At 67.5% G+C, this 25617-nt stretch carries 22 protein-coding genes; 11 read left to right on the top strand and 11 right to left on the bottom strand.

The genetic code is table 11. The features are described from left to right. Window position 1 precedes the first annotated feature (1 nt). The 4 genes from AC59JP_RS22300 to AC59JP_RS22285 all read right to left on the bottom strand — a co-directional run bounded on the left by AC59JP_RS22300 (window position 2) and on the right by AC59JP_RS22285 (window position 3357). The gene (locus AC59JP_RS22300) at window positions 2-688 is read right to left on the bottom strand and encodes a YqjF family protein (protein WP_497328030.1); all 687 of its coding nucleotides are present in this window, start codon (window positions 686-688) and stop codon (window positions 2-4) included. A gap of 63 nt (window positions 689-751) precedes the next feature. Further along, a complete protein-coding gene (locus AC59JP_RS22295; RefSeq protein WP_497328029.1) occupies window positions 752-874 on the bottom strand; it encodes an MFS transporter small subunit in 123 nt (40 codons plus the stop codon). Beyond that, window positions 871-2271 (bottom strand): OFA family MFS transporter, encoded by a 1401-nt coding sequence (locus AC59JP_RS22290; protein WP_497328028.1) that lies wholly within the window; start codon window positions 2269-2271, stop codon window positions 871-873. Before AC59JP_RS22290 ends, AC59JP_RS22295 begins: the two co-directional genes overlap by 4 nt. A 3-nt stretch (window positions 2272-2274) precedes the next feature. After that, a complete protein-coding gene (locus AC59JP_RS22285; protein ID WP_497328027.1) occupies window positions 2275-3357 on the bottom strand; it encodes a hypothetical protein in 1083 nt (360 codons plus the stop codon). A gap of 78 nt (window positions 3358-3435) precedes the next feature. Between AC59JP_RS22285 and malQ the strand changes: the two genes are divergently transcribed. Then, window positions 3436-5568, top strand: a complete 2133-nt coding sequence (malQ, locus tag AC59JP_RS22280) for a 4-alpha-glucanotransferase (protein WP_497328026.1) — start codon at window positions 3436-3438, stop codon at window positions 5566-5568. A gap of 5 nt (window positions 5569-5573) precedes the next feature. Next, a complete protein-coding gene (locus AC59JP_RS22275) occupies window positions 5574-5807 on the top strand; it encodes a hypothetical protein (protein WP_497328025.1) in 234 nt (77 codons plus the stop codon). Between the two features lie 4 nt (window positions 5808-5811). Here the strand turns inward: AC59JP_RS22275 and AC59JP_RS22270 are convergent, their stop codons facing one another. The 4 genes from AC59JP_RS22270 to AC59JP_RS22255 are packed head-to-tail and all read right to left on the bottom strand — an operon-like array spanning window position 5812 to window position 9790. Further along, window positions 5812-7002 (bottom strand): NAD(P)/FAD-dependent oxidoreductase, encoded by a 1191-nt coding sequence (locus tag AC59JP_RS22270; protein WP_497328024.1) that lies wholly within the window; start codon window positions 7000-7002, stop codon window positions 5812-5814. Window positions 7003-7046: 44 nt separating this feature from the next. Then, a complete protein-coding gene (locus AC59JP_RS22265) occupies window positions 7047-7697 on the bottom strand; it encodes an FMN-dependent NADH-azoreductase (RefSeq protein ID WP_497328023.1) in 651 nt (216 codons plus the stop codon). 56 nt (window positions 7698-7753) lie between these two features. Next, window positions 7754-8422, bottom strand: coding sequence for a DUF6885 family protein (locus AC59JP_RS22260; RefSeq protein WP_497328022.1), 669 nt, complete (start codon window positions 8420-8422; stop codon window positions 7754-7756). After that, the gene (locus tag AC59JP_RS22255; RefSeq protein ID WP_497328021.1) at window positions 8423-9790 is read right to left on the bottom strand and encodes a type I glutamate--ammonia ligase; all 1368 of its coding nucleotides are present in this window, start codon (window positions 9788-9790) and stop codon (window positions 8423-8425) included. 147 nt (window positions 9791-9937) lie between these two features. On the opposite strand from AC59JP_RS22255, the gene AC59JP_RS22250 reads away from it, so the two are divergent. The 7 genes from AC59JP_RS22250 (at window position 9938) to AC59JP_RS22220 (ending at window position 20355) form a co-directional block, all read left to right on the top strand. After that, on the top strand, window positions 9938-10903 hold the full coding sequence (locus AC59JP_RS22250; RefSeq protein WP_497328020.1) for an ATP-binding cassette domain-containing protein: 966 nt from the start codon (window positions 9938-9940) through the stop codon (window positions 10901-10903). Continuing rightward, on the top strand, window positions 10900-11703 hold the full coding sequence (locus AC59JP_RS22245) for an ABC transporter permease (RefSeq protein ID WP_497328019.1): 804 nt from the start codon (window positions 10900-10902) through the stop codon (window positions 11701-11703). The genes AC59JP_RS22250 and AC59JP_RS22245 overlap by 4 nt, the downstream gene beginning before the upstream one ends. A gap of 22 nt (window positions 11704-11725) precedes the next feature. Then, window positions 11726-12670: a GTP pyrophosphokinase gene (locus tag AC59JP_RS22240; protein WP_497328018.1), complete on the top strand. Its 945-nt coding sequence runs from the start codon at window positions 11726-11728 to the stop codon at window positions 12668-12670. A 66-nt stretch (window positions 12671-12736) separates the two neighbouring features. Beyond that, window positions 12737-14221 (top strand): TIGR02677 family protein, encoded by a 1485-nt coding sequence (locus tag AC59JP_RS22235; RefSeq protein ID WP_497328017.1) that lies wholly within the window; start codon window positions 12737-12739, stop codon window positions 14219-14221. After that, entirely contained in the window at window positions 14218-15351 is a 1134-nt protein-coding gene (locus tag AC59JP_RS22230) for a TIGR02678 family protein (protein ID WP_497328016.1), read from the top strand. Before AC59JP_RS22235 ends, AC59JP_RS22230 begins: the two co-directional genes overlap by 4 nt. Further along, window positions 15348-18878: an SbcC/MukB-like Walker B domain-containing protein gene (locus tag AC59JP_RS22225; protein ID WP_497328015.1), complete on the top strand. Its 3531-nt coding sequence runs from the start codon at window positions 15348-15350 to the stop codon at window positions 18876-18878. Before AC59JP_RS22230 ends, AC59JP_RS22225 begins: the two co-directional genes overlap by 4 nt. Before the next feature lie 73 nt (window positions 18879-18951). Beyond that, complete coding sequence (locus AC59JP_RS22220; RefSeq protein ID WP_497328014.1) at window positions 18952-20355, top strand: DUF2079 domain-containing protein; 1404 nt, start codon at window positions 18952-18954, stop codon at window positions 20353-20355. Here AC59JP_RS22220 and AC59JP_RS22215 read toward each other — a convergent pair. Then, on the bottom strand, window positions 20298-21695 hold the full coding sequence (locus tag AC59JP_RS22215) for an MFS transporter (protein ID WP_497328013.1): 1398 nt from the start codon (window positions 21693-21695) through the stop codon (window positions 20298-20300). The two genes, AC59JP_RS22220 and AC59JP_RS22215, sit on opposite strands and share 58 nt — an antisense overlap. A 56-nt stretch (window positions 21696-21751) precedes the next feature. Here AC59JP_RS22215 and AC59JP_RS22210 point away from each other — a divergent pair, with 56 nt between their 5' ends. Together AC59JP_RS22210 and AC59JP_RS22205 are read left to right on the top strand one after the other, a co-directional pair. Further along, a complete protein-coding gene (locus tag AC59JP_RS22210) occupies window positions 21752-22246 on the top strand; it encodes a winged helix-turn-helix transcriptional regulator (protein ID WP_497328012.1) in 495 nt (164 codons plus the stop codon). Window positions 22247-22336: 90 nt separating this feature from the next. Further along, complete coding sequence (locus AC59JP_RS22205) at window positions 22337-23011, top strand: Rv1157c family protein (protein WP_497328011.1); 675 nt, start codon at window positions 22337-22339, stop codon at window positions 23009-23011. A 17-nt stretch (window positions 23012-23028) separates the two neighbouring features. On the opposite strand, the gene AC59JP_RS22200 is transcribed toward AC59JP_RS22205, so the two are convergent. Together AC59JP_RS22200 and AC59JP_RS22195 are read right to left on the bottom strand one after the other, a co-directional pair. Beyond that, the gene (locus AC59JP_RS22200; protein ID WP_497328010.1) at window positions 23029-23913 is read right to left on the bottom strand and encodes a hypothetical protein; all 885 of its coding nucleotides are present in this window, start codon (window positions 23911-23913) and stop codon (window positions 23029-23031) included. A 29-nt stretch (window positions 23914-23942) separates the two neighbouring features. Next, window positions 23943-25574, bottom strand: a complete 1632-nt coding sequence (locus AC59JP_RS22195; protein WP_497328009.1) for a MinD/ParA family ATP-binding protein — start codon at window positions 25572-25574, stop codon at window positions 23943-23945. Between the last annotated feature and the right edge of the window lie 43 nt (window positions 25575-25617).

Genomic DNA, 25617 nt, shown 5'->3' with positions numbered 1-25617 from the left:
GCTACACCGCCCGGGCCCGAATGGGCCGCCCGAACTGAGTGCGCACCCCGTCCGAGAACAGCACCGAATCCGGCGGCGACGACGCGACGCCCTCCAGCCCGGCCGCGGCGAGTAGTTCGTCGTCGCATCGCACCAGCGTGGCGTCCACCAAGGGCCACTTCCGGTGCACGTTGGGCACGAAGAACAGACGCCCGGCGATCGACGTGTGCATGCCCCAGCGTGCGGTGAGAAACTCGCCGAGCGGATCGTCGGACATGTCGCGCGTTCCACGCCGGACGGCGAAATCGGTTGTGGCGCCGCGGCTCGGCGGGGCGAGACGTCGGCTACGAAAGCCGATCACGCTTCCGTCGTCGTCGATGTCGATCGACGACCACCGGTACTTGACTTTCACGGCATTGGTCGCGAGGACGACGGCCAGGCGCGACGCTTCGAGTGAGCGGAACACCACGCCCCGGCGACCGTCACCGTCGACCGAGTACAGCCGGACGTTGATCTCGGGGAACGTCCCGACGTACGGGACGGGGTGGCCGTAACCGAGACCGGCGCCGACCATCTCGAATCCGATCAGGCCCACCCAGGTCGACCCGTCGAACACGTCCGGTGCCACACCCGCCGGCAGCAGCGGTGCGACACGGGACGGGTCGACCCGCCAATGCAGGAACGTCAGCCGCTCCCACCTCTGGTCCATGACGATGGGCCGGGGCAATCGTGGAGGCCGAGGCCATAACTCGGCATCGGGCGCGCCCACCGATCAGCTACCGAACAGGTTCTGGACCTTGAGTATCAACTCGTAGACACCCCACGCGAAGGGCGCGCCAACCCACACCCAGGCCAGTGCCATGACCGGCACGGGTGCCGACTTCTGCTCGCTCACTGTGCTGCTCCCACTTTGTCGGTGTCGAGGTCCGTCTCCGAGAACTTCGGATCCACGGGCTTGATCAGTTCGTTCGCCACGAAGCCGACGGCCAACAGGCACATCATCGTGATGAAAGCGGGTACGTATCGGCTGGTCGTTCCCGGCTCGCCCGAATCGGCGATGGCGTTGACGATCAACGGTCCGAGAACACCGGCGGCGGACCATGCCGTGAGGAGACGACCGTGAATGGCACCGACCTGGTACGTCCCGAAGAGGTCCTTCAGGTATGCGGGCATCGTGGCGAACCCGGCGCCGTAGAACGACAGAATCAACAACGCGCTGACGAGGAACAACACCTTGTTGTTGTTCGTGAACAGCGTGATGTAGAGGTAGAGCAACGCGCCACCGCCGAGGTAGATCCGGTAGATGTTCTTGCGCCCGACGAGATCCGACACCGACGACCAGACGAAGCGTCCCAGCATGTTGGTGAGCGAGAGGCACGCCACGAAACCTGCTGCGGCCGACGCGATCGCTTCGGGAGCGGTCGGGTCGGGGAAGAAGTCCGTGTAGATGCCCGCGGCGCGCTCGAGAATGCCGATGCCCGCAGTCACGTTGAAGCACAACACGATCCACAGGAGCCAGAACTGAGGGGTCTTGATCGCGTTGGCCGCCGACACCTTGATCGCCTGAACTCCGGCCGTGACGGAGGGAGGAGTCCAGCCCTTCGGGGTCCAGTCGTCGGCGGGAACTCGGATGAGCACGACGCCGAGCGCCATGAACACGGCGTAGCCGATTCCCAGCGTCAGGAACGTCTTGGCAATGGACGAGTCGGAGATACCGCCGTAGGCGGTGAACAGCTTCGACGTCAGGGGCGAGGCGATCAGTGCGCCGCCACCGAAACCCATGATGGCGATTCCGGTTGCCATTCCTGGGCGGTCGGGAAACCACTTCATCAACGTCGAGACGGGGCTGATGTATCCGATGCCGAGGCCGATACCGCCGATCACGCCGTAGCCCAGAACGACGAGCCAGAACTGGTCGAGGCTCATCCCCAGGGCCGACACGAGAAGGCCGGACGAGAAGAACAGCAGTGACATCGCCATGGCCCATCGGGGGCCGTGCTTCTCGACTCGGGTTCCGAGCACCGCTGCCGACAGTCCGAGCATGACGATGGCGAGCTGGAACGGGATGGCGGTGACGGTGCCACTCAATCCGAGGGACGCATCGGACGAGATGGCGGCTTTGAACACGCTCCAGGCATAGGCCTGGCCGATAGCGAGGTGAATGGCGAGCGCTGCCGGTGGGATCAGCCATCGACTCCAACCCGCCGGGGCAACGATGCGAGATTTTTCCAGTATGGCGTAGGACACAGTGGCGGGTGCCCTGTCCGACAGGTGCTCAAACTGTTGAAGCATGAATCATCTTTTGTCGATTTGATCCCCGACGTTGTGGGTGTTGTCCGCAGACAATTCCCGCGACCCGGACCGCGCGATCAGGTCACCGATCTTGCCGTCGAGGTCGACTGTGCGTTGCAGGGCGCCGAGAGTGCGGTGGTCACGCTCGGCGTCGACGAGTTGGTCGACGATGCGCGAGAGCGCGGCCACCCGGTCCACCAGCTGGTCCCACACCGGGATGAGGTCACCTTTGCGCAGCAGCACCTCGCGGCGGCCGACCTCGTCGCGGGCATCGCCCTCTTCGAACGCCGCGGTCAGTTCGGTTTCGACGTCGGCGAGCTCGGTCACGTCGATGGAGATCTGGATCAGTTCCTCGCCGACGTCGAGTTGGCTTCGTTGGATGGCGAACACCTCGGAGCGCCACATCTTCGACGCCTGGATCCGGTCGTGGTACGTGCCCGCGAGGAACAGCATGGTGTCGAAGCGGTCCGCGAATCGATCCGCGTCCTTGCCGGCGACGGCGCGGGCCAGCTCGGGAACCCCTCGGCCGACCGGCTCGAGCCGCTCCGCCGCCACACCGGCGACGATTTCTCGCGCGCGGTCGAACGGTCCGGGGCCGAGCCCCAGCGGCGTCGGTGTCCTCGTCAACGCGGCGAAGAGCGCAGATCGTTGTTCGAGGTCGAGGTGCACGCCGTCGCGGCGGTCCTTGCGAATGGCACGGACTCCGCGGGCGTAGTGGTGATCGGAGAGCTCGAACGTCGACTCGGCGGCCGCGTACTTGCGTGCAAGGTGCGCTCGACGCTGCTGCAGCGCAAGACGGGTCGGTCCCACCCGCAATCCCTCGAGCTTGCCGTCGAGCCAGGTGATCTCCTCGCACAGCAGGCGCAGCTCGCCGAACCCGCCGATCGAGGGGAACAGCCGCCCCGAGCGCAAGCGGTTCAGGACGATCTGTCGAGTCGTCTCGTCGACGCGTCCCAGCGCGATGAGCAGCGCGGCGCGGTCGGTGAGCGCGTCGTGGTGGCACTCGAGTCGGGCGGCGTCGGTCCACTGCCGAATGCGGTCACCGCGCCGGGTGCGCTCGTCGATCGGATCGTCGCTCGTGTCCATGCACTCCACTGTCCCAGACGATTCGAAGCGTGGCCCAGAAGTCTCGAAGTGTGGCCCAGAAGCCTAGACTCGGGCATCGTGACCTACACCGAGAAACTGCGTCATCTCGCCGACCGCTACGGCGTTGCCACGTCGTACGAAGGGTGGGACAAAGCGCGTCGCGACGTCAGCGACGCGACCCTGCAGCGAGTCCTCGGTGCGCTGGACGTGGCCGCGGCCGACGAGGCGGACGTCGAGCAGTCCGTCGCCGATCACGATCTGGCCGACTGGCGCCGCGTTCTTCCTCCCGTGGTCGTGACCACCGAGGGCACCCGACCCCATGTGCTGGTGCATGTTCCACACGGCGAGAGTGTCACCGTCACCATCGAGACCGAGTTCGGCGACACCGTCGAGGCCGAGCAACTCGCCGTGTGGTTCGACCCCCGCGAGATCGACGGGATCCTCACCGGGCGAGCCACTTTCGCTCCGCCGGCCGATCTGCCGCTCGGGTGGCACACGCTGCGCGCGAGCGGTTCCGTGGACGCCTCGTGCACTCTCGTCGTCACACCTGCGACGCTCTCGACCACCGAGCGGATCTCCGACCGCCAGCGGTGGGGTCTGCTCACGCAGCTGTACTCCATTCGCTCCGAGAGGTCCTGGGGTGTCGGTGATTTCGGTGACTTGGGCGATATCGCGTCCATCATGGGCGCCGATCACGGAGCGGACTACGTCCTCATCAATCCCGTGCACGCCGCGGCGCCGCAGCCGCCCATCGAAGCCTCCCCCTACCTTCCCACGACGCGACGCTTCTTCAACCCTCTCTACATTCGTATCGAGAACATCTGCGAGACAGCGCAACTGAGCAAGGAGCGCTACGGCAGAGTCACCGAGCTCGCCGGAAAATTCGCCAAGGTCAACCACAAAATCAAACGGATCGACCGCACCCCGTCGTACCGAGCGAAGCTGCTCGCCCTCGAGTGGATCTTCGCGGTGCCGCGGAGCCCGAGCCGGCAGGCGTCGTTCGAACGGTTCTGCGACCTCGAGGGTGAGGGGCTGCGCAACTTCGCAACCTGGTGTGCGCTCACCGAGAAGATGTCCGACGACGATCCCCGCTGGAAGACCAAAGCCGCGGGCCCGGAGTCGGAGTGGGTTCGCAAGCAGCAGAACAAGCTTGCCGATCGCATCGAGTTCTACAGCTGGCTGCAGTGGATCTGCGACGAGCAGCTCCGCCAGGCCCAGGTTGCCGCGCTCGACGCGGGCATGGACATCGGCGTCGTGCACGACCTTGCGGTCGGGGTGCAGCAGCGCGGAGCCGACGCGTGGTCGCTCGGATCCGCACTTGCCGAGGGTGTCACTGTCGGCGCCCCGCCCGACAACTTCAATCAGCAAGGGCAGCAGTGGAATCAGCCGCCGTGGCGACCGGATCGCTTGGCGGAGCTGGGTTATGCGCCCTATCGAGACATGCTGCGTACCGTCCTGCGGCACGCCGGCGGTCTGCGCGTCGACCACATTCTCGGCCTGTTCCGACTCTGGTGGATTCCCACCGATGCGTCGTCACCAGCGGAGGGCACCTACGTTCGCTACGACCACGAGGCGCTGATCGGCATCCTCGTACTCGAGGCCGAACGTGCGGGCGCCGTGGTGGTCGGTGAGGACCTTGGGGTGTTCGAACCCGTCGTCCAGGACTACCTCGCCGAGCGCGGTGTCCTCGGCACGTCGATCCTGTGGTTCGAGAAGGACGGAGACGACAACCCGATCCCGCCCGAGGAATACCGTCGCCTCTGTCTGACGTCGGTGACCACCCACGACCTTCCGCCGACCGCCGGGTACCTCGCGGGCGAACACATCGACCTCAGATCGCGACTGGGTTTGCTGGAGCGCGACGTCGAGGAAGAAAAGGCGCAGGACGCGCAGGGTCGGGACGCCGTGCTGGAACTGGCCCGCGATCGCGGGCTGCTGACCGACGGCGCCACGATCGCGCAGACCGTGGCTGCGCTGCATCGGCTGATTCAGCGCAGCCCGTCGTTGCTTCTCGGAGTAGCGCTGGTCGACGTCGTCGGCGAGCACCGGATCCAGAATCAGCCCGGTACCGACGAGACCCAGTACGAGAACTGGCGCATTCCGCTCGCCGACGCGGACGGGACGGCGGTCATGGTCGACGATCTACGTGATGCACCCGACTTGCTCGCCGACGAAACGGTCGCCGTCCATTCCGGCTCAGGATCCGAATAATGGGCATGGACGAGACGACCGAACTGCACACCATCGAGAAGACGACCGCGCAGCGCGTGGCCAGTTGGATCGCGTTGCCGATGATGCTGGCCAGCCTCATTGCGCTCGGACTCTTCCTCACCGCCGCTGCCGGCGGTTTCGAGGGCTGGTCCCTGATCACCGGGATCAGCTTCGTCGTCCTGCTGGTGGGCGGGTCCACCCTCGCGTACCGCAACCGCGCGGTGGCCCGCACCGACTAGGAGGTCAGATCGTGCCGCGCAGCGACTCCTCGGTCTGCGCGGACGTGTTCGCGAGCAATCCACGTGCCTCGTCGAGGCCCTCCCACACGTTCCACATCAGCACACCCTGAACACGCTTCTCGTCGTTCAGGTAGTACACGACGCCCTCCTTGGCCGGCTCCTTCCAGTCCTCGACCGTCGTCAGTGACGCGTCGAGGGTGCCGATCGCCTGGTACCCGTCGTCGAACACGTCCGAGTAGAACAGCGGTGTGTAGGTGTAGGGCTCGGAGCTGCCGGCCATGATCTGCCCGACCGTCTTGCCCATCTGCTCGGCGTTGTCGACGTGCTCGATCCGGCGACGTCCGAGAATCGCGTCGGGATAGTTCGCGACGTCACCCGCCGCGTAGACGTGGGGGTCCGAGGTCCGCAGGAACTCGTCGACGACGATGCCGTTGTCGACCTCCAGTCCCGCACCTTCGGCCAACTCGGTGTTCGGCGTGACGCCCAGACCGAAGACGACGGCGTCGGCCTCGACGCTGGTGCCGTCGTCGAGGGTCACCGTGACCGACGATTCGGACTGGCTGCCGCCCGTCACCTTCGCCGACCGCTTCACGGTGACGCCGTGGTCGACGAACCCCTGGTCGAAGGCCGATGCGAGGTCTGCCGGGAACATGTGAGCGCCCAGCTTGTCGTCGGTGGTGACGAGCGTGACCTTCACCTTGTTCTGCACCAGCGCGGACGCGATCTCGGCGCCGATGTATCCGCCGCCGACGACGGCGATGTGGCTGCCTTCGGTCGCGAGCGCGCGCAGGCGTCGGTAGTCGGCGTAGGTGCGGAAGTAGACCACGCGCGGCGTCGCCGGGAGGTCGAGCGTCTTGGGTGTGGCGCCGGTGGCCAGCAACAGGTTCGTGTAGCCATACGTGTCGCCCGACGCCGTGGTGACCGTCGAGTTCTCGCGATCGATGGACGTCACGGCGGTGTCGGTCAGAACGGTGGCGCCGGTGTCCGACGCGGTGTTGAGCGGGACCTTGTCGGTGGTGAACTCGTCGTCGGTCCACAGCTTCTTGCTCAGCGCGGGTCGCGTGTAGGGCTCGTCGACGTCGGCTCCGAGGATGCCGATGGTCCCGTCGGTGTCCTTCTCGCGGATGCCGCGGGCCGCGCTGTCGGCGACCATGCCGCCGCCGATGATGAGGTAATCGAAACTGGAAGTAGTCATGTTTGGGCGTACCCGAGGGGTGCCCGGGTGAAACTGACGCTTCGTCAGCTGCGGGCTGCGAGCGTCGTGGCCAATTGCGACAACCGATCTCGCGCTGCCGCCAGGCTGGCCGCCGCGTCGCCGATCAGCGGTGCCATGGCCGGAACGCGACCGGCCAGAGTCCACTCCGCGAGGACCACGTGGACGTCCATTCCGAAGACGGTGCCGAACACGTGCTCGAGCGTGGGCACGACGAAGTCCGTTCCCGCGCTGGGTGTCCCGTCGGCGTAGGTGTTTCCGCGACTGCTCACCACCACGACCGGCTTTCCTTCCAGCGGCTTGGTGGGCCCGTCGAACGGTGTCGTGACACCGGGCACGTGCAGATAATCGATCCACGCCTTGAGCGTGGACGGCATCGACCAGTTGTACATCGGGGCGCCGACCACGACGACGTCGGCGGCGATCACCTCGTCGATCAGCTCTGCTTGCAGCGCCTCGGCCGCCGGATCGACGGATTCGTCCGCGGTACGCAGACGCGCAGGCCAGTGCAAGACGTTGCTCGGAAGATGCGGCAGCGCATCGACGTGCAGATCGCGCCGAACCACGGTGTTGTCGGCAGCCTGCGCGGACCACTGCTCGGCGAAGAACGCGGTGAGGGAGCGACTGACCGACCGCTGCAGGTCGGCGGACGAATCAAGGTGGAGCAGTGCGGGCACGGGAGGACCTTTCGTTCGGCGGGGTCATGGTGTCACGTCGGACATGACGGGAACCCTCACCACAGCTCCTTGGACAATTCGTCGTTCAGGACGAGTGGCACGTCGGCGGCGCTGACGACGAACAGTCCGCCGGACCCGAGGCCGTCACGGTTCAACGCAGCGGCGACGGCGTCGAGGGTCTGCACGTATTGCCCTGGCGGCGAGCCGATGGGATACGAATCCGCTACGGCCACAGTCGATTCGTCGTACCCGATCAGTGCAACGAAGTGCCCCACCGGCCACGACCACGCAAGGGTTGGATCGTCCGGATCGACGAAGAACGACGTGTGCACGTTGGCGATCACCACGACCGGCTCGGTGAGACCGGCCAGCAGGGCGTGCAGGTTGGCTGCGTCGAACGCGCCGGTCACCGGGACCACACTCAGCGGGTCGAGTGCGCGACGAACACCTTCGGCATCGGTGCCGGACCGATCGGGATCCGTCGTCGTCGGCAGTCCCGCCCACCCGGCGGTACGCGGCACCACCGACGACGGTCGGTACATCGGAAGATCGTGGGGGTACACCAGTGTTCCTGCGTCACGGGCGATCTCGGTGATCCCCGGCGACTCCCCGGTGAGCGCCCGAAACGCCACGTCCACCCAGAACGGCCCGCACAGCTGCTCCGGCTGCGGGAGCAGCGATTGTTGCTGCGCCAGAACGCCGTCCGAGCCGGGCAGGTACCGCACTCAGTATCGCCAGAGGTGCGCGTCGATGATCTCGGCGGCCGATTTTCCTTCCGCCCAGGCGGCATCGGACGCGCGCACCGCAGCGAACGCTCCGTACACCTGTGGACCGAGAACCGAACGGACACGGTCGTTCTCGGCCAGAGCAGCGGCCTGCGTGGACGCGTCCGTGGCCAATGCGACGACGCCCTTGTCGGCGCGTTCGGCCTCGGTCCAGCCGCCCACGTCGTCTCGAATGGGCTCCGGCAACGTCAGCTCGTCGGCGATACCCGCCAGGCCGGATCCGATCACGACCGCCAGCGCCAGATACGGATTCGACGACGCATCGGACGGTTTCAGCTCCACGTTGGCGTTCCCGGCGCCGAGCAGCGCGCCCCCGAGGACGTACCGCAATGCGGCCTCGCGATTCTCCACGCCCCAGAAACCGTAGGCACCCGCCCAGAAGCCCGGTCGGCGGCGCAACAACGACGCTTCGGACGGGGCGGTGACGGCGACGATCGCCGGCAGGTCTCGCAGAATTCCCGCGACGTACGATGCTCCCTCCGCCGACATCTCGTGCGCGTCGTCTCCGCTCAGGAGGTTGTTCTCCTCCCGCCATACCGAGGTGTGCAGGTGCCACCCGTTGCCCGGGTTGTTCTCACGCGTGACCGGCGAGAAGCTCACGCGCAGACCGTGTGTGCGCGCAGCGGCGTAGATGGTCTGCCGCGCCAGAAGCTGGTTGTCGGCAGCGCTGATCGGATCGACCGCGGCGAGGCTGAGTTCGAACTGGGAGTTGCCGAACTCTGCGTGCAGCTGGCCGATCGCCACCCCATTAGCAGCCAGATCCTTCAGCAGGGCGCGGACGAAATCGTCGACCTCGACGAGGGCGCGAGCGCTGTAGGCAGCGCCCGACTCCGCCGCGGACGGGCCACCGTCGGCCGCGAACACCGAGAACTCGATCTCGTAACCGGCCCGAATCGTGAGTCCTCGCTCCGCCGCGGCCTCGACCTGCCGGGCGAGCACCCCGCGCGCATCCCACGGCCACTGGTCGCCGTTGCGGTCGAGTTGACGCGCCGCCGCCCACGCCAGGCCGTGCTGGCCCGCCAGCGGAGCCAGCGTCTCGAGAACCGGCAAGACGCGGAAATCGCCGGACGGCCGCGACAGCTCCTCGAAGCCGTTGGTGATGGTGTCGTGGGTGTCGAACACCGGGAAGATGGCAGCGACGCCCACGCCCTTCAGCGCCACCGACGCGAACTCCTCCGTCGTGACGATGCGCGAACGCACGATCCCGTTGTTGTCGAACCAGGCGATCGTGACGCCGACGATGCCGCGGCCCGCGAGGGCGTGCGCGATCGAGATGGGGCTCTGGGTGGTGTCGATGAAGTCGTGCATCAGCTGATCTTCGCCTAAATCAGTGGAACTTGTCGGTACCTCTCGCTACCGTCCCGTCGACTGGTCGTTCCGCAGGCTCCACTCCTGCCCGATGAGTTTTGTCCCGTTCGCAGGTCGTACCCGGCATACCAGGAAAAAGGAGCGCAGATGACGTTCGCTATCACCGCCAGCGGCCTACGAAAGAGTTACGGCGACATCCACGCCCTCGACGGACTCGACCTCGAGGTTCCCGTGGGCACGGTCATGGCCCTGCTCGGCCCCAACGGTGCCGGCAAGACCACCACCATCCGCGTCCTGACCACGCTTCTGCAGGCCGATTCCGGAACTGCCACCGTGGTCGGCCTCGACGTGGTGAAGGACGCGCGCGAGCTGAAGTCCCGGATCGGGGTCTCCGGCCAGTACTCGGCGGTCGACGAACACCTCACCGGATTCGAGAACCTCGACATGGTGGGGCGGCTTTATCACCTCGGGCGAGCCAAGAGCCGATCTCGCGCGCGCGAGCTACTCGAGCGTTTCGACCTCGCCGACGCGGCGGACCGCCCGGTCAAGGGCTACTCGGGCGGAATGCGGCGGCGCCTCGATCTTGCGGGCGCACTCGTGGCCGACCCACCGGTGCTGTTCCTCGACGAGCCGACCACCGGACTCGACCCCCGAGCCCGTGTCGACCTGTGGGCGGTGATCGAGGAGTTGGTGGCCGGCGGCACCACGCTGTTGCTCACCACGCAGTACCTCGAGGAGGCCGACAAGCTGGCCGATTCGATCGCCGTGATCGACCGCGGCACGGTCATCGAGCGGGGAACCGCCGACGAGCTGAAGGACCGGGTCGGCGGAACGCGGCTCGAGCTCACTCTGGCCGAGGGCACCGACCTCACCGTGGCCCGCAGCATTCTCGAGCAGTTCGCGCCGGGCCGCGTCGAGATGGACGAGAGTTCACGCGAGGTGAGCGTCGGTGTGAGCGACGGGTCCGCCTCCCTGACCGACGCGCTGATCCTGCTCCGCGACAAGGACATTGCACCGACGGACGTTCGGCTCGGCCGCCCGAGTCTCGACGACGTGTTCATGAAACTGACCGGGCATGCACCGGAGTCCGACACTGCGGAGGAGCAGAAATGAACGCCATGACCATGGCCGTGACCGACGGCGCCACCATCGCCAAACGCAATCTGATCAAGATCAAGCGCGTGCCCGACCTGATCGTCTTCACTCTGCTCTCGCCGATCATGTTCGTTCTCGTCTTCGCGTTCATCTTCGGATCGGCCATCGACATACCTGGGATGTCCTATCGGGAATTCCTGATCGCCGGCATCTTCGCGCAGACCGTCATCTTCGGTTCCACGTGGACCGGTCTCGGCCTCGCCGAGGACATGCAGAAGGGCATCATCGACCGGTTCCGGACCCTGCCGATGGCGCCGTCGGCCGTGCTGATCGGCCGCACCAGCAGCGACATCGTGATCAACGTGATCAGCCTCGTGGTGATGTCGCTGACCGGTCTACTGGTCGGCTGGCGCATCAGATCGTCGTTCTTCGAGGCGCTGCTCGGGTTCGTGCTGTTGCTGCTGTTCGCGTACGCGCTGTCGTGGTTGATGGCGGTCATCGGACTGTGGATCCGCACACCGGAGGTGTTCAACAACGCCAGCTTCATCGTGATCTTTCCGCTGACGTTCATCGCGAACACGTTCGTCCAGAGCAGCGACCTGCCGTCGTTCCTGAAGCCGGTGGCGGAGTGGAATCCGGTCTCGGCGATCACTCAGGCCAGTCGCGTGTTGTTCGGCAACGTGAACCCGGCGCTTCCGCCACCCGATGCCTGGCCGCTGCAACATCCCGTCATTGCGACCCTGGGGTGGTCGGCGCTCATGCTGATCGTCTTCGTGCCATTGGCGATCAACCGGTACAAGAAGGCCGTCAGTCGCTGAACCGTTGACTAAGGTTTTCGCGGTGAGTGCACCCGAAGCCGACCCGCTCGACGACCTGGTCGAGGAGCTCTACACCGACCGGGCCCGTGCGTGGGAAGCTGCGCTCGTCACGGCGCAGACGTTTCTGGACACCATCGCCGACGAAATCCTGGACAACCTGGACCGCGACAGGCTGAACGCCGACACCGCGCGCATCAAGGATCCGGCGCGCGCCGCGGACAAGATCAGGCGCAGGATCGCCGAGGGCCGGATCACCATGCCGCAGACCCCCGACGACGTCGCTCGAGCACTCAGCGACATCGTCGGGGTCAAGGTGCTGTGCAAGTCGCCGCGCGATCTCACTGCGTTCACCGAGAAGCTCGTCGAGGCGTCCGAGTCCGCGCATTGCCCCATCGACTTCGCCGAGACTCCCGTCGACTACGTCACCTACCCCAAACCGAGCGGGTATCGCGCATTCCATGCGGTGCTCGTGGTCGGGGTCGCCACCCACCAGGGAATGGTGAGCGTGAAGGTCGAGGTGCAGGTCAAGACGCGTCTGCAGGACGCCTGGGGCGAGTTGACGCACGAGGACATGTACAAACCGGGAGGCGCGCTGAAGCCGACTCAGCGCCACTCCGAGTACGCCACTTCCATGGCAACCCTCCTCGCCGAGGTGGACGCCATGGCCGACACCCTCGCCGGCCAACTCGAAGAGCTGACCACCGCGTCCGGCGCGCACGCGTCGGGGCCCACTATCCGCGTTCGGGTGGTCCGCACCGGCCCGCGCTATGCCCTCGCCGTCGCCGACGACGGACGCCGCGGCCTCATCCCCGCGCGATCGGTCAAGGACGCGGCCAAGTCACGCCAGCGCATCAAGGTCGACCACTACCTCAGCGTCGGGCAGCACGTGAACGTCACGGTCGACGACACCGACGACGCGCTGTACTACAACGTCGTCGGGCCGTTGGAGCGAACCAAACCGCTCTGATCCAGCCGTGCCTTTAGTCTTGGGGGAACGTCCACCATTTCGCCCCCTGATCGAGGACTTCTAACGATGCCGGACCCCGAGAGCAGCGCCGACGCGCACCTCGACCTGTTCCGGTATCTGTCGACGGACGAGCGGCACGAGTACATCGCAATTCTGAACAGATTGACCTCCGGAGTCCTCACGGACATGTCCGCCTCGATGGTGGCCGAGCGCGTGGATCTCGACGTCGACACCGTCGAGGCGCGCTGCCTGCAGCTGGTCGAGTGGGGCAACCTCGTTCCGTCCACCCACGACGCTCGGGTCGACACCGTCGCCGACTATCTGCGAGCCCGTGCGCGCTACCGCGTGAGCGGCCTCGGCCGGCGGGTTCACCGCGGAGCCGTCGAGATCCTGCATGCCACCGACGGCGCCCGCGAGGTCTCCCGCGAAGTGCTGGGCCGGATCGCGGAGGGAGTCGGTGCACTGCCGACGCTGCTCGACACCCCGGCGCCCGATGCAGACCGCATCGCGGGCATCGTCACGGGCGTCTTCAACGATCACCGTCTCTTCACCGAGAGCGTCGCCGAGTTCTACGCCTACCTGGCCGACGTCCTGGGTCGGTTCGACCTCGGCGGCGACGAATACACCGAGCTCAAGTCGGTCCTGCTCGACTACGTCGACCTCGTCACCGCCGACGTCAACCGCCACGCACCCGTGGTGTCGGCTGCCTTGGAGCGGGTACCGAATTCGTTGTTCGAGGTCCTCGACTCGGTTCCGCGCCTGGTGCTGACCGACACTCCCGTCGAACGGCCCGCCGGACGCACCCGCGATGAATGGGACGGTCTTCGGCGCTGGTACGCGGGCCATGGCGCCGGATCGGGACCGGCCGAACTGCGCGCCGCCGCTGGGCAGGCACTCGGCCAGCTGCTCTCGAACGCCAAGCGCATTCTCGACGCGTCGGACTCCGGGTTCTCTCGCCGAGCGGACCTGTTGCGCCTCGCCTCGTGGTTCGACTCGTCGTCCGACGAGGATGCCGAGCGTCTGTTCGCCGCCACGTTCGGTGCCCACCCGACCCGGCACCTGTTGCTCGGACCCGACGAACCCGACCCGCGTGTCGGTCCCGGAACATCGTGGTGGAACGCCGATCCCATCACCGTGCCGGTGTCGCTGCGCGAGCGCGGTGATCGTGTGTCGCGAGGCCGCGTGTCGCGGGTGCCGGACACGACGGCCGACCGACGACGGGTCGAGGAGATCGCCCGCGCCGACGCCCTCCGCACGCGGGACGCCGCCGACGAACTCGCCGGCCTCGGCACCCTCGACGGTGCTCGATTGTCCAGCGCCGCAAGGGCTCTGCTGCTCGAACAACTCGGACGTTTGCTGACGGCCGCCGGCGATGCGGGGCCCGGTGGGCAGTGGAGCGACGAGGATCTCGGGTTCCGGTTGATCGCAACCGGCGGCGCGGACACCGTCGTCCACTCGCCGGACGGGACGCTGACCGTGCACGATCTGGCGCTCACGGTGGAACCCCTGTCGAGTCGCAGCGCGGACGACGCCCGCTGGAGCGCGCGATGACCGAATCTCTGGGCACCCACTCACAGGACGCGGCGGGTCGGCAGGAAGCGAGCCGCGAACTCGTGCAGCGGCCCATCATCACGGCGTCCAGAGACCCGGAGTTGTTGTCGCTCATCCGCAAACACGCCACCGCGCTCAAGTCGACGTTCGCGACGCAGCTCGGATACACGCTCGTCGTCGAGTCGAGTTTTGCCCGCCTGGAAAAAACCCCGCTCGAACCGACGGCGCCCACACGAGCCATGCGGCGGCCCAACGGTGTTCCGCTGGGGGCATCGTCCTATGCGTTGCTGGCCCTTACCGCCGCGGCACTGCTGGCGCCCGGGATGGGCGATCAGGTTCTGCTGTCGACCCTCGCCGCGCGGGTCCGCGAGGACGCCGATGCTCGGGGAATCGCGTTGACGGAGAACATCACCGACCGCCGACGGTTGGTCGCCGCGCTGCAGGTTCTCGTCGAGTGGGGGCTGCTCGGCGAGACCGACGGGACCGTCACCGCGTGGGGCGACAATGCGAACAACGACGCGCTGCTCTCCGTCGCACGTCCCCTGCTCCCCCACCTCCTGACGCATCCGCTGGGACCGGACACCGAACTCGCACAGGTTCTCACCGGCCCGAGCGACAACCCGCGGCAGCGACTGCGTCGACGGCTCGTGGAGGATCCGATCAGTCTGCGACAGGACCTCAGCGACGCCGAGCTGGACGTCCTCGCCCGCGAGAAGACCGAACTCACCCGAGAACTGGACGAGTACTTCGGTCTCACGCTGGAAGTACGCGCCGAGGGAGTGCTCGCCTACGACTCCGACGCCCGGCTCAGCGACATCGAATTCCCCGGCAGCGGCAGCCTCAAGCAGGCGACGCTCTTACTGGTAGGCGAACTGGTGGAACGACTTCCGGCTGCGCAGCCGCGGACCGAACTGCTCGCACCGTGGTCGCTGGTCGATCAGATCCTGTCCGAACTCACCGCGGAGAACGAGCGGTCGTGGAAGCAGGAGTACGTCGATTCGGTGTCCGCGCTGCGCACCGATGTGGTGGCACTGCTGCACGACTTCCGCATGGCCGAGTCCCGCGAGAACGGACTTGCACTCCGCGCCCACGCCGCCCGCTACCGACCCATGACGGGATCAGACACGTGACCCAGCCCGAACCAGGCATTCCCGCTGAACAAGGACGACCGGCCTCCGGCCTTCCCGCCAAGCAGTACAGCCGCCGCTGGCGCCTCACCCGCGCCGGCGTCGTGAACGTCTGGCATTACCTCGACACCGAGTTCACCATCTCCGGCGGTCGGCTGATCTTGCGGGGCGCCAACGGATCCGGTAAGTCGCGCGCCCTGGAGATGCTGCTCCCCTACCTTCTCGACGGCGATCGCCGACGGATGGATGCGACCGGATCGAACAAGGTCAATCTGGACGAGCTGATGCGCACCGGCGCGCGCGGACAGAGCAATCGACTGGGCTACCTGTGGGTGGAGCTCGAGAACGACCGCGGGCACCTCACCGTCGGCGCGCACGTCAAGTACTCCACCACGGCGAACCGCAGTGAGGTGCTCTTCTTCACCACCGATCGCCGCGTCGGGCTCGATCTCCACCTGATCGCCGACAACCGCGAAGCCCTCTCGCGTGACGACCTGATCGACGCCGTCGGCGCGGACAACCTGTCGAAGACCCCCGAGGAACATCGGGAAGCCGTGCGCACCAGAGTGTTCGGCCTGACCGGCGAGTCCGGAAAGGATCGCTTCGCCGGTCTGATGCAGTTGCTGCACACCCTGCGCTCCCCCGACGTGGGTAACCGCATCGACGAAGGCAAGTTGCCGCAGATCCTCTCCGACGCGTTGCCACCGCTGAGCGAGTCCACCTTGGGCGCAGCAGGCGAGCAGCTCGACGGACTCACCGAAACTCGTCAGTCTCAGCAGCGTCTCGAAGCGACGCTGGCGAACGTCGACCGGTTCCGCGGAGTCTGGACCGACTACGCCGCAACAGTTCTGCACAATGCTGCCGTGCGGGTACGGGAAGGCGTCGACGCCGTGTCCACGGCCCGCGGCATCGAGGGCACGCATATCGCCATCGCGGAGCGGTTGGCGTCCGAACTCGGGGTCGCGACCGCACTCCGGCAAGACCTGACCGACGAGCGCGCCGAGTTGGTGCGGGCGCTCGACGCCTTCCGCGAGCACGACCTGTTCAAGTCGGCCGACGACCTCCGCCAGCGCGACGTGGCGGTAGCGGCGCTGCGCAGCACGGCGGAGCAATCGCTCGGCTTCGCCCGGCGGGCCCGCATCGCCGAGGTCAACGCGGCCGATCGTCTCATCGGACGCTACGACGACGTCCGCACCGCTGCGCGGGACGCGGCCTCGAATCTCGCGGCGTTACCGCGAGATTCGACGTCGGCCGGGCTCGAGGCAGGAGACCTGCCCACGGAGATTCACGTCGTCGATCGGGCCCGCGAGCCGGAGCAGGCCACGGTCACTGACTCGCTCGACGGTTTTCCGTCCTCGATCGTCCGGCCGACGTTCGTCGAAGCGACCACGGTGCCGGCCGATCTCGGGCCTGCCGCCGAGGCCGCCGAGCGAGTCGCCGAGGCCGCCGAGCACCGACACCAACAGGCCACGCGTCGGCTCCAGGAAGCCACGCGCCTCGAGGTCGAGCGCGGCCGCATTCGCGAACTCGAGCTTCATGCCGAACACGCACGCGCAGAGGCGGATCGAGACGACCGACGCGCGTCCGACGCCGCAGAGTCGCGCGACGAAGTCGCCATCTCCGCGAATCGTGCGTGGCGGCAATGGGTCTCGGATCCGACCACAGCATCGCTCCTGCCGGACATCGCCGAACACCCCGAGGTCGACGCCCTGCTCTCCGATGTGGAGGCCTTCGTCGGCGAGTCCACGGCCGGGCCGGCGCTGGACACACTTCCCGTGCGCGCAGCTCGGGCGATCGGCGACCGATCGGCCGACGACCGGTCTGCCCTGGAGGCTCACCTCGGCGCAGCTCCGTCGTCGACGGCGCTGACCGCCGCTCGTGCGACCGCAGCCGCTCTGGCCGAGTTTGCGCGGGCGAGTGCCACCCGCGCTCGCGACGCCGAGCTTCACGCCCGGCGCGAACGCGACGAGTGGAGCACGGATTTCGAGAATCACCGCGTCGCCTGCCACGGCATGGACCTTCCGGTGACCGTCGCCGACCTGACCGCCGTCGATGCGGCATGTCTGCGTGTCGCGTCCTCGGCCACCGTGTTCGCGGCGGCGTCCCGCACCACGGTTCGCGCTGCAGCGGCCGCGGCGTCAGCGCTCACCGAGTTCGGGTACGCGACGAACGATCGCGTCCACGCCGAGAGCGCAGCGGAAGATCGCCGTCTCCAGTGGCACGATCAGGCGTCCAAGCTCGCATCTGCCCACGACGCGCTCGACGTTCCGCTCCAAGAACTGACCGTCGAGCTGAATCGAACGGTCGAACAACACCGGGTCACCGAGGACAACCTGAACGACGCGTCGCGCACGGTCACCGATCTGCAGAACCAGCTCGCCGCAGCCCGGACCGACGCCGCGGTGGCGGCCGAGAAGGAGTCGGCGCGCGCGGCGGAACTCGTCGAGCGAGTAGCCCAATACAACGCCCGCGTCCGCCTTCCAGGCCTGGCTGCGGCCGTTCCCGCAGAGATCCCCGTCGCCCAACACCCCGACGACACAGAGCACGTCCGCCAGGTCGTCACCTCCGCACTCGACGCCATCGGCACGCACACCGCGGTCGACGTCAACGACCTCATCGCCGCACTTCAGCAGTTCCAGCGTGACTCGTCCGGCCAGCTCGAGGTGTCCGAGCGCGTCGAGGACGGGGTGTACGTCGTGCACATCGACGGCGCCGGCGACGCTCACCATCCGATCGCGGCCGTCGAGTATCTGACCCGCCGCGTCAGCGAGGGCAAACAGGCACTCGGCCAGCGCGAGCGGGACGTCTTCACCGGCTTCGTGCTCGGCGGGGTGTCCGACGAACTACGCAGGCGCATCGAGCAGGCGCGCGAGCTGATCGAGGCGATGAATTCCAGCCTCAGTACCAGCCGCACCTCGCACGGCATCGGTGTGCGCATGGGCTGGCACCTCGAGAAGGACGAACCCGAGCTCGCCCGCATTCTCGAGCTGTTGTCGGCCGAGCAGTCGTCGAATCAGGACGAACTCGTCGGACTTCTGCGCGGACGCGTCGAGCAGCTGCATGCGGAGGATCCGAGCGCCGGATACGCCGCCCATCTGGCCACGGCGCTCGACTACCGGACGTGGCACGCCGTCGAGGTCACCATCCTCGGCCCGGAGCCCGACCAGCAGCGCCGCATCTCCAAACGCGCCAAGATCTCGCAGGGCGAGACGCGGTTCGTGTCCTATGCCGCACTCTTCGCCGCGGCGGACGGTTACCTGTCCAGCCTTCCCGACGCCGACAACGCGCTGCGGCTCGTCTTGCTCGACGACGCGTTCGCCAAGATCGACGAGAGCACGATCGGCGAGCTGATGGGTCTGCTCGTGCGGCTCGACATCGACTTCGTCATGACGGGCCACGCTCTGTGGGGCACAGTTCCCGAGGTGCCCGCGCTCGACGTCTACGAGATCCGGCGGCTGGGCGACAGCGCGGTCGTCACGACCCGCGTGCACTGGGACGGCAAACACAAGCACCTGCACGCGCTGGGTTGAGGGTTCACAGGCATATCTCATTTTCTGCGAGTAGAACTGACTTCCCGTGACGGCTTTACAGAACAAACCCGAGGTGAGGGCGCCCGAACCGTCGGCACGGACGCGCGGGTGGGCGCTGCCACTGAGCGCCTTCGTCGTCTTCGCGGCGCTGTACTCGGCGCTGTCGCTGATGGGCCAGCGCCAACTCCGCACATCGGGCTTCGACCTGGGCATCTTCGTCCAAGAGGTGTCGGGATACGCGCATCTGCAGGCGCCGATATCCAACCTCCTCGGCACCGGCTACAACACCCTCGGCGATCACTTCTCGCCCATCACCGCTCTCCTCGCCCCCTTCTATCGGTTGTTTCCGTCGCCGGACACGCTGCTGATCGCGCAGGCCGTCCTCTTCGCTGTCGGCGTCGTCCCGCTGACGCGGTGGGCGCAGGAGTCCTTCGGCAAGCGCATCGCCGTCATCGTCGCGCTCGGCTACGGCCTCTCCTTCGGCCTGCAATCGGCACTGAACTTCGACTTCCACGAGATCGCGTTCGCCGTTCCGATCCTGGCGTTCTCGGTGGTGGCGCTCGGTCAGGGCCGCTGGCGCGCAGCGCTGCTCTGGGCCCTTCCGCTGGTGTTCGTCAAGGAAGACATGGGCCTGACCGTCGCCGTGATCGGCGCATTGGCCGCCTTCTGGACGACCGGCCGTGTCCGCCTCTGGGGAGCGGCGACGATCGTGTGGGGGTTGGGGTGGACCGCTCTGGCGGTCAAGGTGATCATCCCCGCCCTGAGCACCGACGACGCGTACAACCAGGGATCGAACCTGCCCCCGCTCGGCTCCGGAATCGCCGACACCGCGCACGGACTGGTGGCAGGTGACTCCCGCGCGGCGACGATTCTGCTCCTGCTCGCCATCACCGGGTTCGCTGCGCTGCGGTCGCCGCTGACGCTGATCGCTGCTCCGACCGTCGCGTGGCGGTTCCTGAGCGACAACTCGAACTACTGGGTGCCGATCTACCACTACAACGCGATCCTGATGCCGATTCTGTTCGCCGCATTGATCGACGCCGTGATTCGCGGTCGACGCGACATGCACCTCTCGCGCCGAGCGCAACGGGTCATCTTCGGTGCCGTCGCCGTGGTTGCGATCGGATCGCTCCCGTTCACCCCGCTCTCGCGCCTCGCGCACGCGGACGGCTGGCGCGTGGATCCGCAGGCCGTCACGGCGGCGGAGATCGCCTCGACCATCCCCGCCGACGAGTCGATCGCGGCATCGAACAATCTCGTGCCGCAGTTCGTCTCGACCCACGACGTGACGGTGTTTCCTCGTCGCCAGGCCGACACCTCGACTCCCGATTGGATCGTGGTGAATCGGGCGAGGCCGCCCGGCTGGCCTCTCGACCGAGCCGGTGACGACAAGGCGATCAGCGACGCCCTGGCCGACGGTTACGTGGTGACGGCGGACGTCGACGGCATCGAAGTTCTCTCGCGCGTCGCGCGGTGAGCGACGAACACGGCGGCCGCACCGACCAGTGAGATAACGGCCGTGACGACGGCTGCGTGGTTCCAGCCGGTCGCAAGCGAGGCCGCTACGGCAGGACCGCTGCCCGGCCGGGCCGCGATGACGGCCACGACGGTCACTCCGATGGCCGACCCCACGTAGCGGGCGGTGTTGTTTGCGCCGCTGCCGAGACCGCCGCGTCCGGCGGGAACGCTGGCCACCGCCTCACGTCCGAGTGCCGCGTTGAGCACGCCGCTGGCAATTCCGGCGATCAGCAGTCCGGGCAGAAACCGCACCCACGTGGATTCCGCGGTGATCCCCACGAGCGTTAGCTGCCCGACGGCCACGCCGATCAGTCCGACGCCCAGCTGCGGTCGACCGCCGAAGCGCGACGGGATGCGCCGTGCCAGAAGGGCGGTGACCACACTCGAGCCGGACCACGCGAACAGCAGAAACGCGCCGCCCAGCGCCGAGATTCCGAGCGCCCCGCCGAGGAACGCACCCATGTACGACATCAGTGCGATGATGCCGGCGCCCGTCGCCAGCGCGGCCACCGTTGCGGCCACGAACGGCGGCTGGCGAAAAAGTGCAAGGTCGAGCATCGCTGCGCTGCTTCGTGATTCGACCACCACGAACAGTCCCAGCAGAATCACCGCGGCCGCGGCGAGAACGGCGACGTGCACCTGTGCCCAGCCCTGACGTCCTTCGACGAGGGTGGCCAGCAGCGAACTGACACCGGCCGCCAGCAGAACCGTTCCGATCAGGTCGAGACCGCGTCGGCTGTCCGCCCGCGATTCCCCGACGACACGAACGGTCACGACGGCCAGGACCACGACGGCGGCGAGGAGCAGCCAGTACGCGTCGCGCCAGTTCGCGAATCGATCCAGCGTCGCGGAGACCAACGGACCCAATGCGATTCCGCCGCCCACACTCGCGCCCCACACCCCCGATGCCGCTGCCCGTTCGGGTCCCGGCGGAAATGCGTGCGCGATGATCCCGAGGCTGGCGGCCACGATGGCTGCGCCGCCGAGGCCCTGCACGACGCGGGCGCCCACGAACACCTGTGTGGTGGGCGCCAGGGCGCAGGCCAAAGATCCGACGGCGAGAACCACACAGCCGATCACGAAGGTGCGGCGGCGGCCGAAGTCGTCGGCGATCGTGCCGCTCGACAACAGCGCGGCGCCGAGGCCGATGGCCATCGAGCTCAGGATCCACGTGCGTCCCGCGGTGTCGGCGCCGAGTGTCGACGCCGTCGCGTTCAGCGTCGCCAGGGGTGCGGTGAAGGCGACGAGAGTCAGGAGCGTTCCGAGCGCGGACACCGCGAGGGCATGCGAGCGATTCATGGCGTCAATGTAACAGCATCTGGTCCGATGAACAGACCATCACGTAGAATCGCACCATGGCACTCGGAGTCGATTACGCGAAGCAGGACTGCTCGCTCGCGCGAGCGCTGGAAACGGTGGGCGAACGCTGGACCATGCTCATCCTGCGCGACAGCGTCTTCGGGGTACGCCGCTTCACCGACTTCCAGATGCATCTCGACATCTCCAAAGCAGTACTGACCACGCGCCTGGCATCCCTCGTCGACGACGGCCTGCTGGTGCGGACCGGAGACGAGTACGTCCCCACCGACGATGCCCTGTCGCTCTGGCCGGCACTCGCCGCGCTCACGACATGGGCGGAACGTCGATCACCGCGGGGGCCGCGCCGCATCTTCGCGCACGCCGACTGCGGTACCGACCTGGTCGCAGGCCGGTGCCCGCGATGCGAGACGTCACCGAGCCCGGATCGCATCGACATGCGGCCCGGCCCCGGGGCGGATCCGACCGTGAGGTCCGACGCGATCTCGGTCGCTCTACGCAGTCCACGGCGACTGTTGACGCCGTTTCGGTAGTGCTCACAGGTAACGACGAGTCATCGGACCGATTCCGTATCGAGACTCGCGCGGCGGGGTCAGGCCCGTAGACCCGCTAACATCATCGCCATGAAGGGTTCGAAACTGCTGGCGTGTGGCGTGATGGCCGCGGTGATCGCGTTGACCGGTTCCACCACCGCGGCGGCCGATCCGGCTCCCGCACCGCCGAAGTCGCCCGTCGACATTGCACTGGACGCGGCCATCGCCGCCGCGCAATCCGGCGCTCGGGGCGCCGAGACCAACGTTGCCGGTTATCCCATCCCGGTCCCCTTCGGCACGAACATGCAAGCTCCGCAACAGCAGTTCTTCTACGACACGTTCGCCAACAGCTGCACCGGCTACTACGACAACCGGAACCCGCTGCGCAACTCGTCTCAAGGGCGCGCGTGGGGCGTCTCCGGACCTGCCGCGGATCCGACGCTGCCGTACTTCATCGAGCCGGGCAGCGTGCACTTCATGTTCTTCGGCATCGACACCCCGATCGACATGGCCAAGCAGACCGACACGCTGTGGGTGACGTGGTTCAACCTCGCCAACGGCCAGCGCGGCGACGCACCCCTGCGCAGCGAGCGCACCTGGGTCGCTCAGCAGCTCGCCGGTCTGCCCACCGGTCCGGAAACCCTGTCCGCCACTGTACCGACCGGCCCCGGACTCGTCGCGGCCGTGATTCACGGCTCGACTCAGACGATCTTCGGCACGCAGTGCGATTACCTCCCGGTCGCGGGAGTTGTCAACGCGCCCTAGGGCGTTCGATCAACCGGTCAGGGCGTGGGGTTGCCCAGGTTCGGGCCGGCCTTGTTCGGTCCCGGCTTGTCGGCCTTCGGTGACGGGTTCGCCATGCTGGACGACGGTGCGTCCGAGGTCGGATCCGGGTTGGCCATCTGCGTGGGACCACCGTCCGAATGCACCTCGGGCACAGGAGGATTGGTGGGCTCGGGATCTGGCTCCGGATCAGGACCCGGACCCGGCGTGGGCTGATGGGTCGGAGCCGACTGCACCTGCGGCTGAGCGGGCAACGGCGCCGGCTGCGGCGCGGGAACGGGCGCAGGCTCGGGGTCCGGATCCCGTTTCTTCTCGGGCTGCTCCTGCGCGGGAGTCCGTGCCGGAGGAGTCTGCGTGACGGGCCCCGGTTCCGGCTGGGGCTCAGGTTCCGGCATGGGCTCGGGTTCCGGCGCAACCACAACGGGGGCAACGGCATCCGGGACCGGCGCCGGCGCAGGAGCCGCCTCGACGGGAGCCGGGTCGGCAGGCGGGGTCAAGCCCGGAACGTCGAACGGGAGATCGGGGAGGACGAACACCGGCGGCACCCACGGCGCGGGCGGCGGCGGAGCGTCTTGCGAGTTCTGGTCCTGTGCGTTCTGACGATCTTGCTCGCGCTGCTCCTTCTGGCGCTCCTCGCGTTGCGCCTCCGCCTCGGCGTCTTTCGCGTCCTGGGCCGCCTTGGCGTCGGCGGCCATCTTCGCCATCTTCTCGTTCTGTTCCTGGCGTTGCTTCTCGACAGCAGCGGCACCGGTCGGTGTGTCGTCGGTCGGAGCAGCCCACGCCGTGGACTGCCCGAACACACCGATGGTCGCGGCGGCCACCACACCCAGTCCGGCGTAAGCCACGGATTTCCACAACGGGAGCGGCACAGTGTTGGCGGACACGGATCGGGGACCCTTTCGATCGACGGGAATCACGGAGCGGGGCACTGCTGTTCGCAGTCGATCTTCGAGACGATGGAGTAGGAGCCGTCGTTCTCGGCGACCGTGAACTGTTGGTTGTACGGGTGCTCCACACCGTCCGACGTCGTCAGGGTGAGGACCACGTCGAACACGTTCGGATCCGACGTCGGCGTCACGGCCAATCGGTGTTGCATACCCGGGTCGGTGTCGTCGATCGTCTTCTGCAACTGGTCCGTCCGAGCGGTGGCCTCGGCAGGCGAGACCTCCGGAAGAGTCCACAGCGACGCGGCGCCCTCGGCACTGCGGTCCGTGTAGTACCGGTCGTCGTACGCTCGGATCACCGCCGGTCCGCTGGCTCGCGCGGGGTCGACGCCTGAATCCGACTGCGCGGCAACGGGTGCGGGAGGTGTCGCGTCAGCGCGATCGGCCAGGTGGAACACACCGCCTGCGGATGCCGCCGCGAGTGCGACCGCGGCGCACGCCATGACACCACGTACCGGTATCCGTCTGCCGGTCTCTGCGCGGACTCCGACGGGAGCCGGGGCGGGTTCGCGCGTCGACCACTGGCGCAGGGCAGCGGTGGTCACGTCGAACGATTGCGCATCGTCGGTTGGTACTGCGTCGGTTGGTACCGCGTCGGTCGGCACGGCGCTGTCGGGTGAAGCTGCATCGGGTCGACGCGCTCCGACGGCCAGGGATTTCGCGATCACTGCCGCGGCGTGCGTCCAGGCTCGCACCGTCGCGTCCGGCAGGGATACGTGGTCGATGCGCTCCCACGAGGCCAACGCGGGCTCGTACGGAACGTCGACGATCGTGCGGACACCGAATTCGGTCAGCCGTCGCCGCACCTCCTCGACCACCGCAGCAGGCGCCCCACGCGGGGGCGGCGATGCGATCACGATGGCGCGCTCGACAAGGTCGTCCAAACCGCGTGCGCTGAGCGTCGCCAGCATGGACGTCACCGACGACGCGGCGCCGCGGCGGTAGGGCATCGGAACGACAAGCTGGTCCGCGGACGACGTCGCCCACTTCCATGCGGTCGCGCGGTCGTCGTTGCCGGTGTCGAAGATGATGATCTGGCGGTGCTGCGCCAGCGTGTTTCCGATCGCGACCAATTCGGGAGTCGTGATCGACTCCATGTGCCGGGCCGCACGGTCGGACGCCAGGATTTCGTCGCCCGTGGGCTGGCGGCACAAGTAGCGCGCGAGCTCGGCTTCGGCGGACGGCTCTTCGTTCGTGTCGGCGAGCAGACCCCAGACGGTGTTGCCGTCGGCGACGTTGGTGGCCGAGCGTTGCCCGAGGTTGCCGCGGACCCCGGCGATGTCCCAGGCGACCACGTCGCCTCCGCGGTGGCGCCCGAACAGGTTGGCCAGCATGACGACGGTCGGGGTCTTGCCCATGCCGCCTTCGGTGTTCGCGACGACGATCGATTGGCGGGCCGGCAGGGCGCACCGGATGGCGTTCACATCGTCGCGCGCTTCGAGCTCCGCGGCGCCGGCCGACAGCAGGGATGCCCCGCCGAGCAGGCCGTTGACCTTGCCTCGCAGGCCCCAGCGAGCAGGTCCGCTGTCGATGGACGGGGCGTCGGACGTGCCGGAGCGAACGCGGCGCAGTGCGCGCTCGGGCTCTACCGAAGTTGCCATGACTGATTCCCTCCGAGGACGGGCGATCCCCCTCACGTACCGG

It is taken from the genome of Rhodococcus sp. 320_ES (assembly GCF_059691855.1).
This window is presented reverse-complemented; position numbering and strand designations above follow the sequence as displayed.

Excerpts from the sequence above, each read along its gene's own strand:
- AC59JP_RS22275 (WP_497328025.1), top strand. The coding sequence starts at position 5,574 with ATGGACGAGACGACCGAACTGCACACCATCGAGAAGACGACCGCGCAG.
- AC59JP_RS22290 (WP_497328028.1), bottom strand. The coding sequence starts at position 2,271 with ATGCTTCAACAGTTTGAGCACCTGTCGGACAGGGCACCCGCCACTGTG.
- AC59JP_RS22230 (WP_497328016.1), top strand. The coding sequence starts at position 14,218 with ATGACCGAATCTCTGGGCACCCACTCACAGGACGCGGCGGGTCGGCAG.
- AC59JP_RS22255 (WP_497328021.1), bottom strand. The coding sequence starts at position 9,790 with ATGCACGACTTCATCGACACCACCCAGAGCCCCATCTCGATCGCGCAC.
- AC59JP_RS22245 (WP_497328019.1), top strand. The coding sequence starts at position 10,900 with ATGAACGCCATGACCATGGCCGTGACCGACGGCGCCACCATCGCCAAA.
- AC59JP_RS22235 (WP_497328017.1), top strand. The coding sequence starts at position 12,737 with ATGCCGGACCCCGAGAGCAGCGCCGACGCGCACCTCGACCTGTTCCGG.
- AC59JP_RS22250 (WP_497328020.1), top strand. The coding sequence starts at position 9,938 with ATGACGTTCGCTATCACCGCCAGCGGCCTACGAAAGAGTTACGGCGAC.
- AC59JP_RS22215 (WP_497328013.1), bottom strand. The coding sequence starts at position 21,695 with ATGAATCGCTCGCATGCCCTCGCGGTGTCCGCGCTCGGAACGCTCCTG.
- AC59JP_RS22205 (WP_497328011.1), top strand. The coding sequence starts at position 22,337 with ATGAAGGGTTCGAAACTGCTGGCGTGTGGCGTGATGGCCGCGGTGATC.
- AC59JP_RS22270 (WP_497328024.1), bottom strand. The coding sequence starts at position 7,002 with ATGACTACTTCCAGTTTCGATTACCTCATCATCGGCGGCGGCATGGTC.
- AC59JP_RS22195 (WP_497328009.1), bottom strand. The coding sequence starts at position 25,574 with ATGGCAACTTCGGTAGAGCCCGAGCGCGCACTGCGCCGCGTTCGCTCC.
- AC59JP_RS22285 (WP_497328027.1), bottom strand. The coding sequence starts at position 3,357 with ATGGACACGAGCGACGATCCGATCGACGAGCGCACCCGGCGCGGTGAC.
- AC59JP_RS22210 (WP_497328012.1), top strand. The coding sequence starts at position 21,752 with ATGGCACTCGGAGTCGATTACGCGAAGCAGGACTGCTCGCTCGCGCGA.
- AC59JP_RS22300 (WP_497328030.1), bottom strand. The coding sequence starts at position 688 with ATGGACCAGAGGTGGGAGCGGCTGACGTTCCTGCATTGGCGGGTCGAC.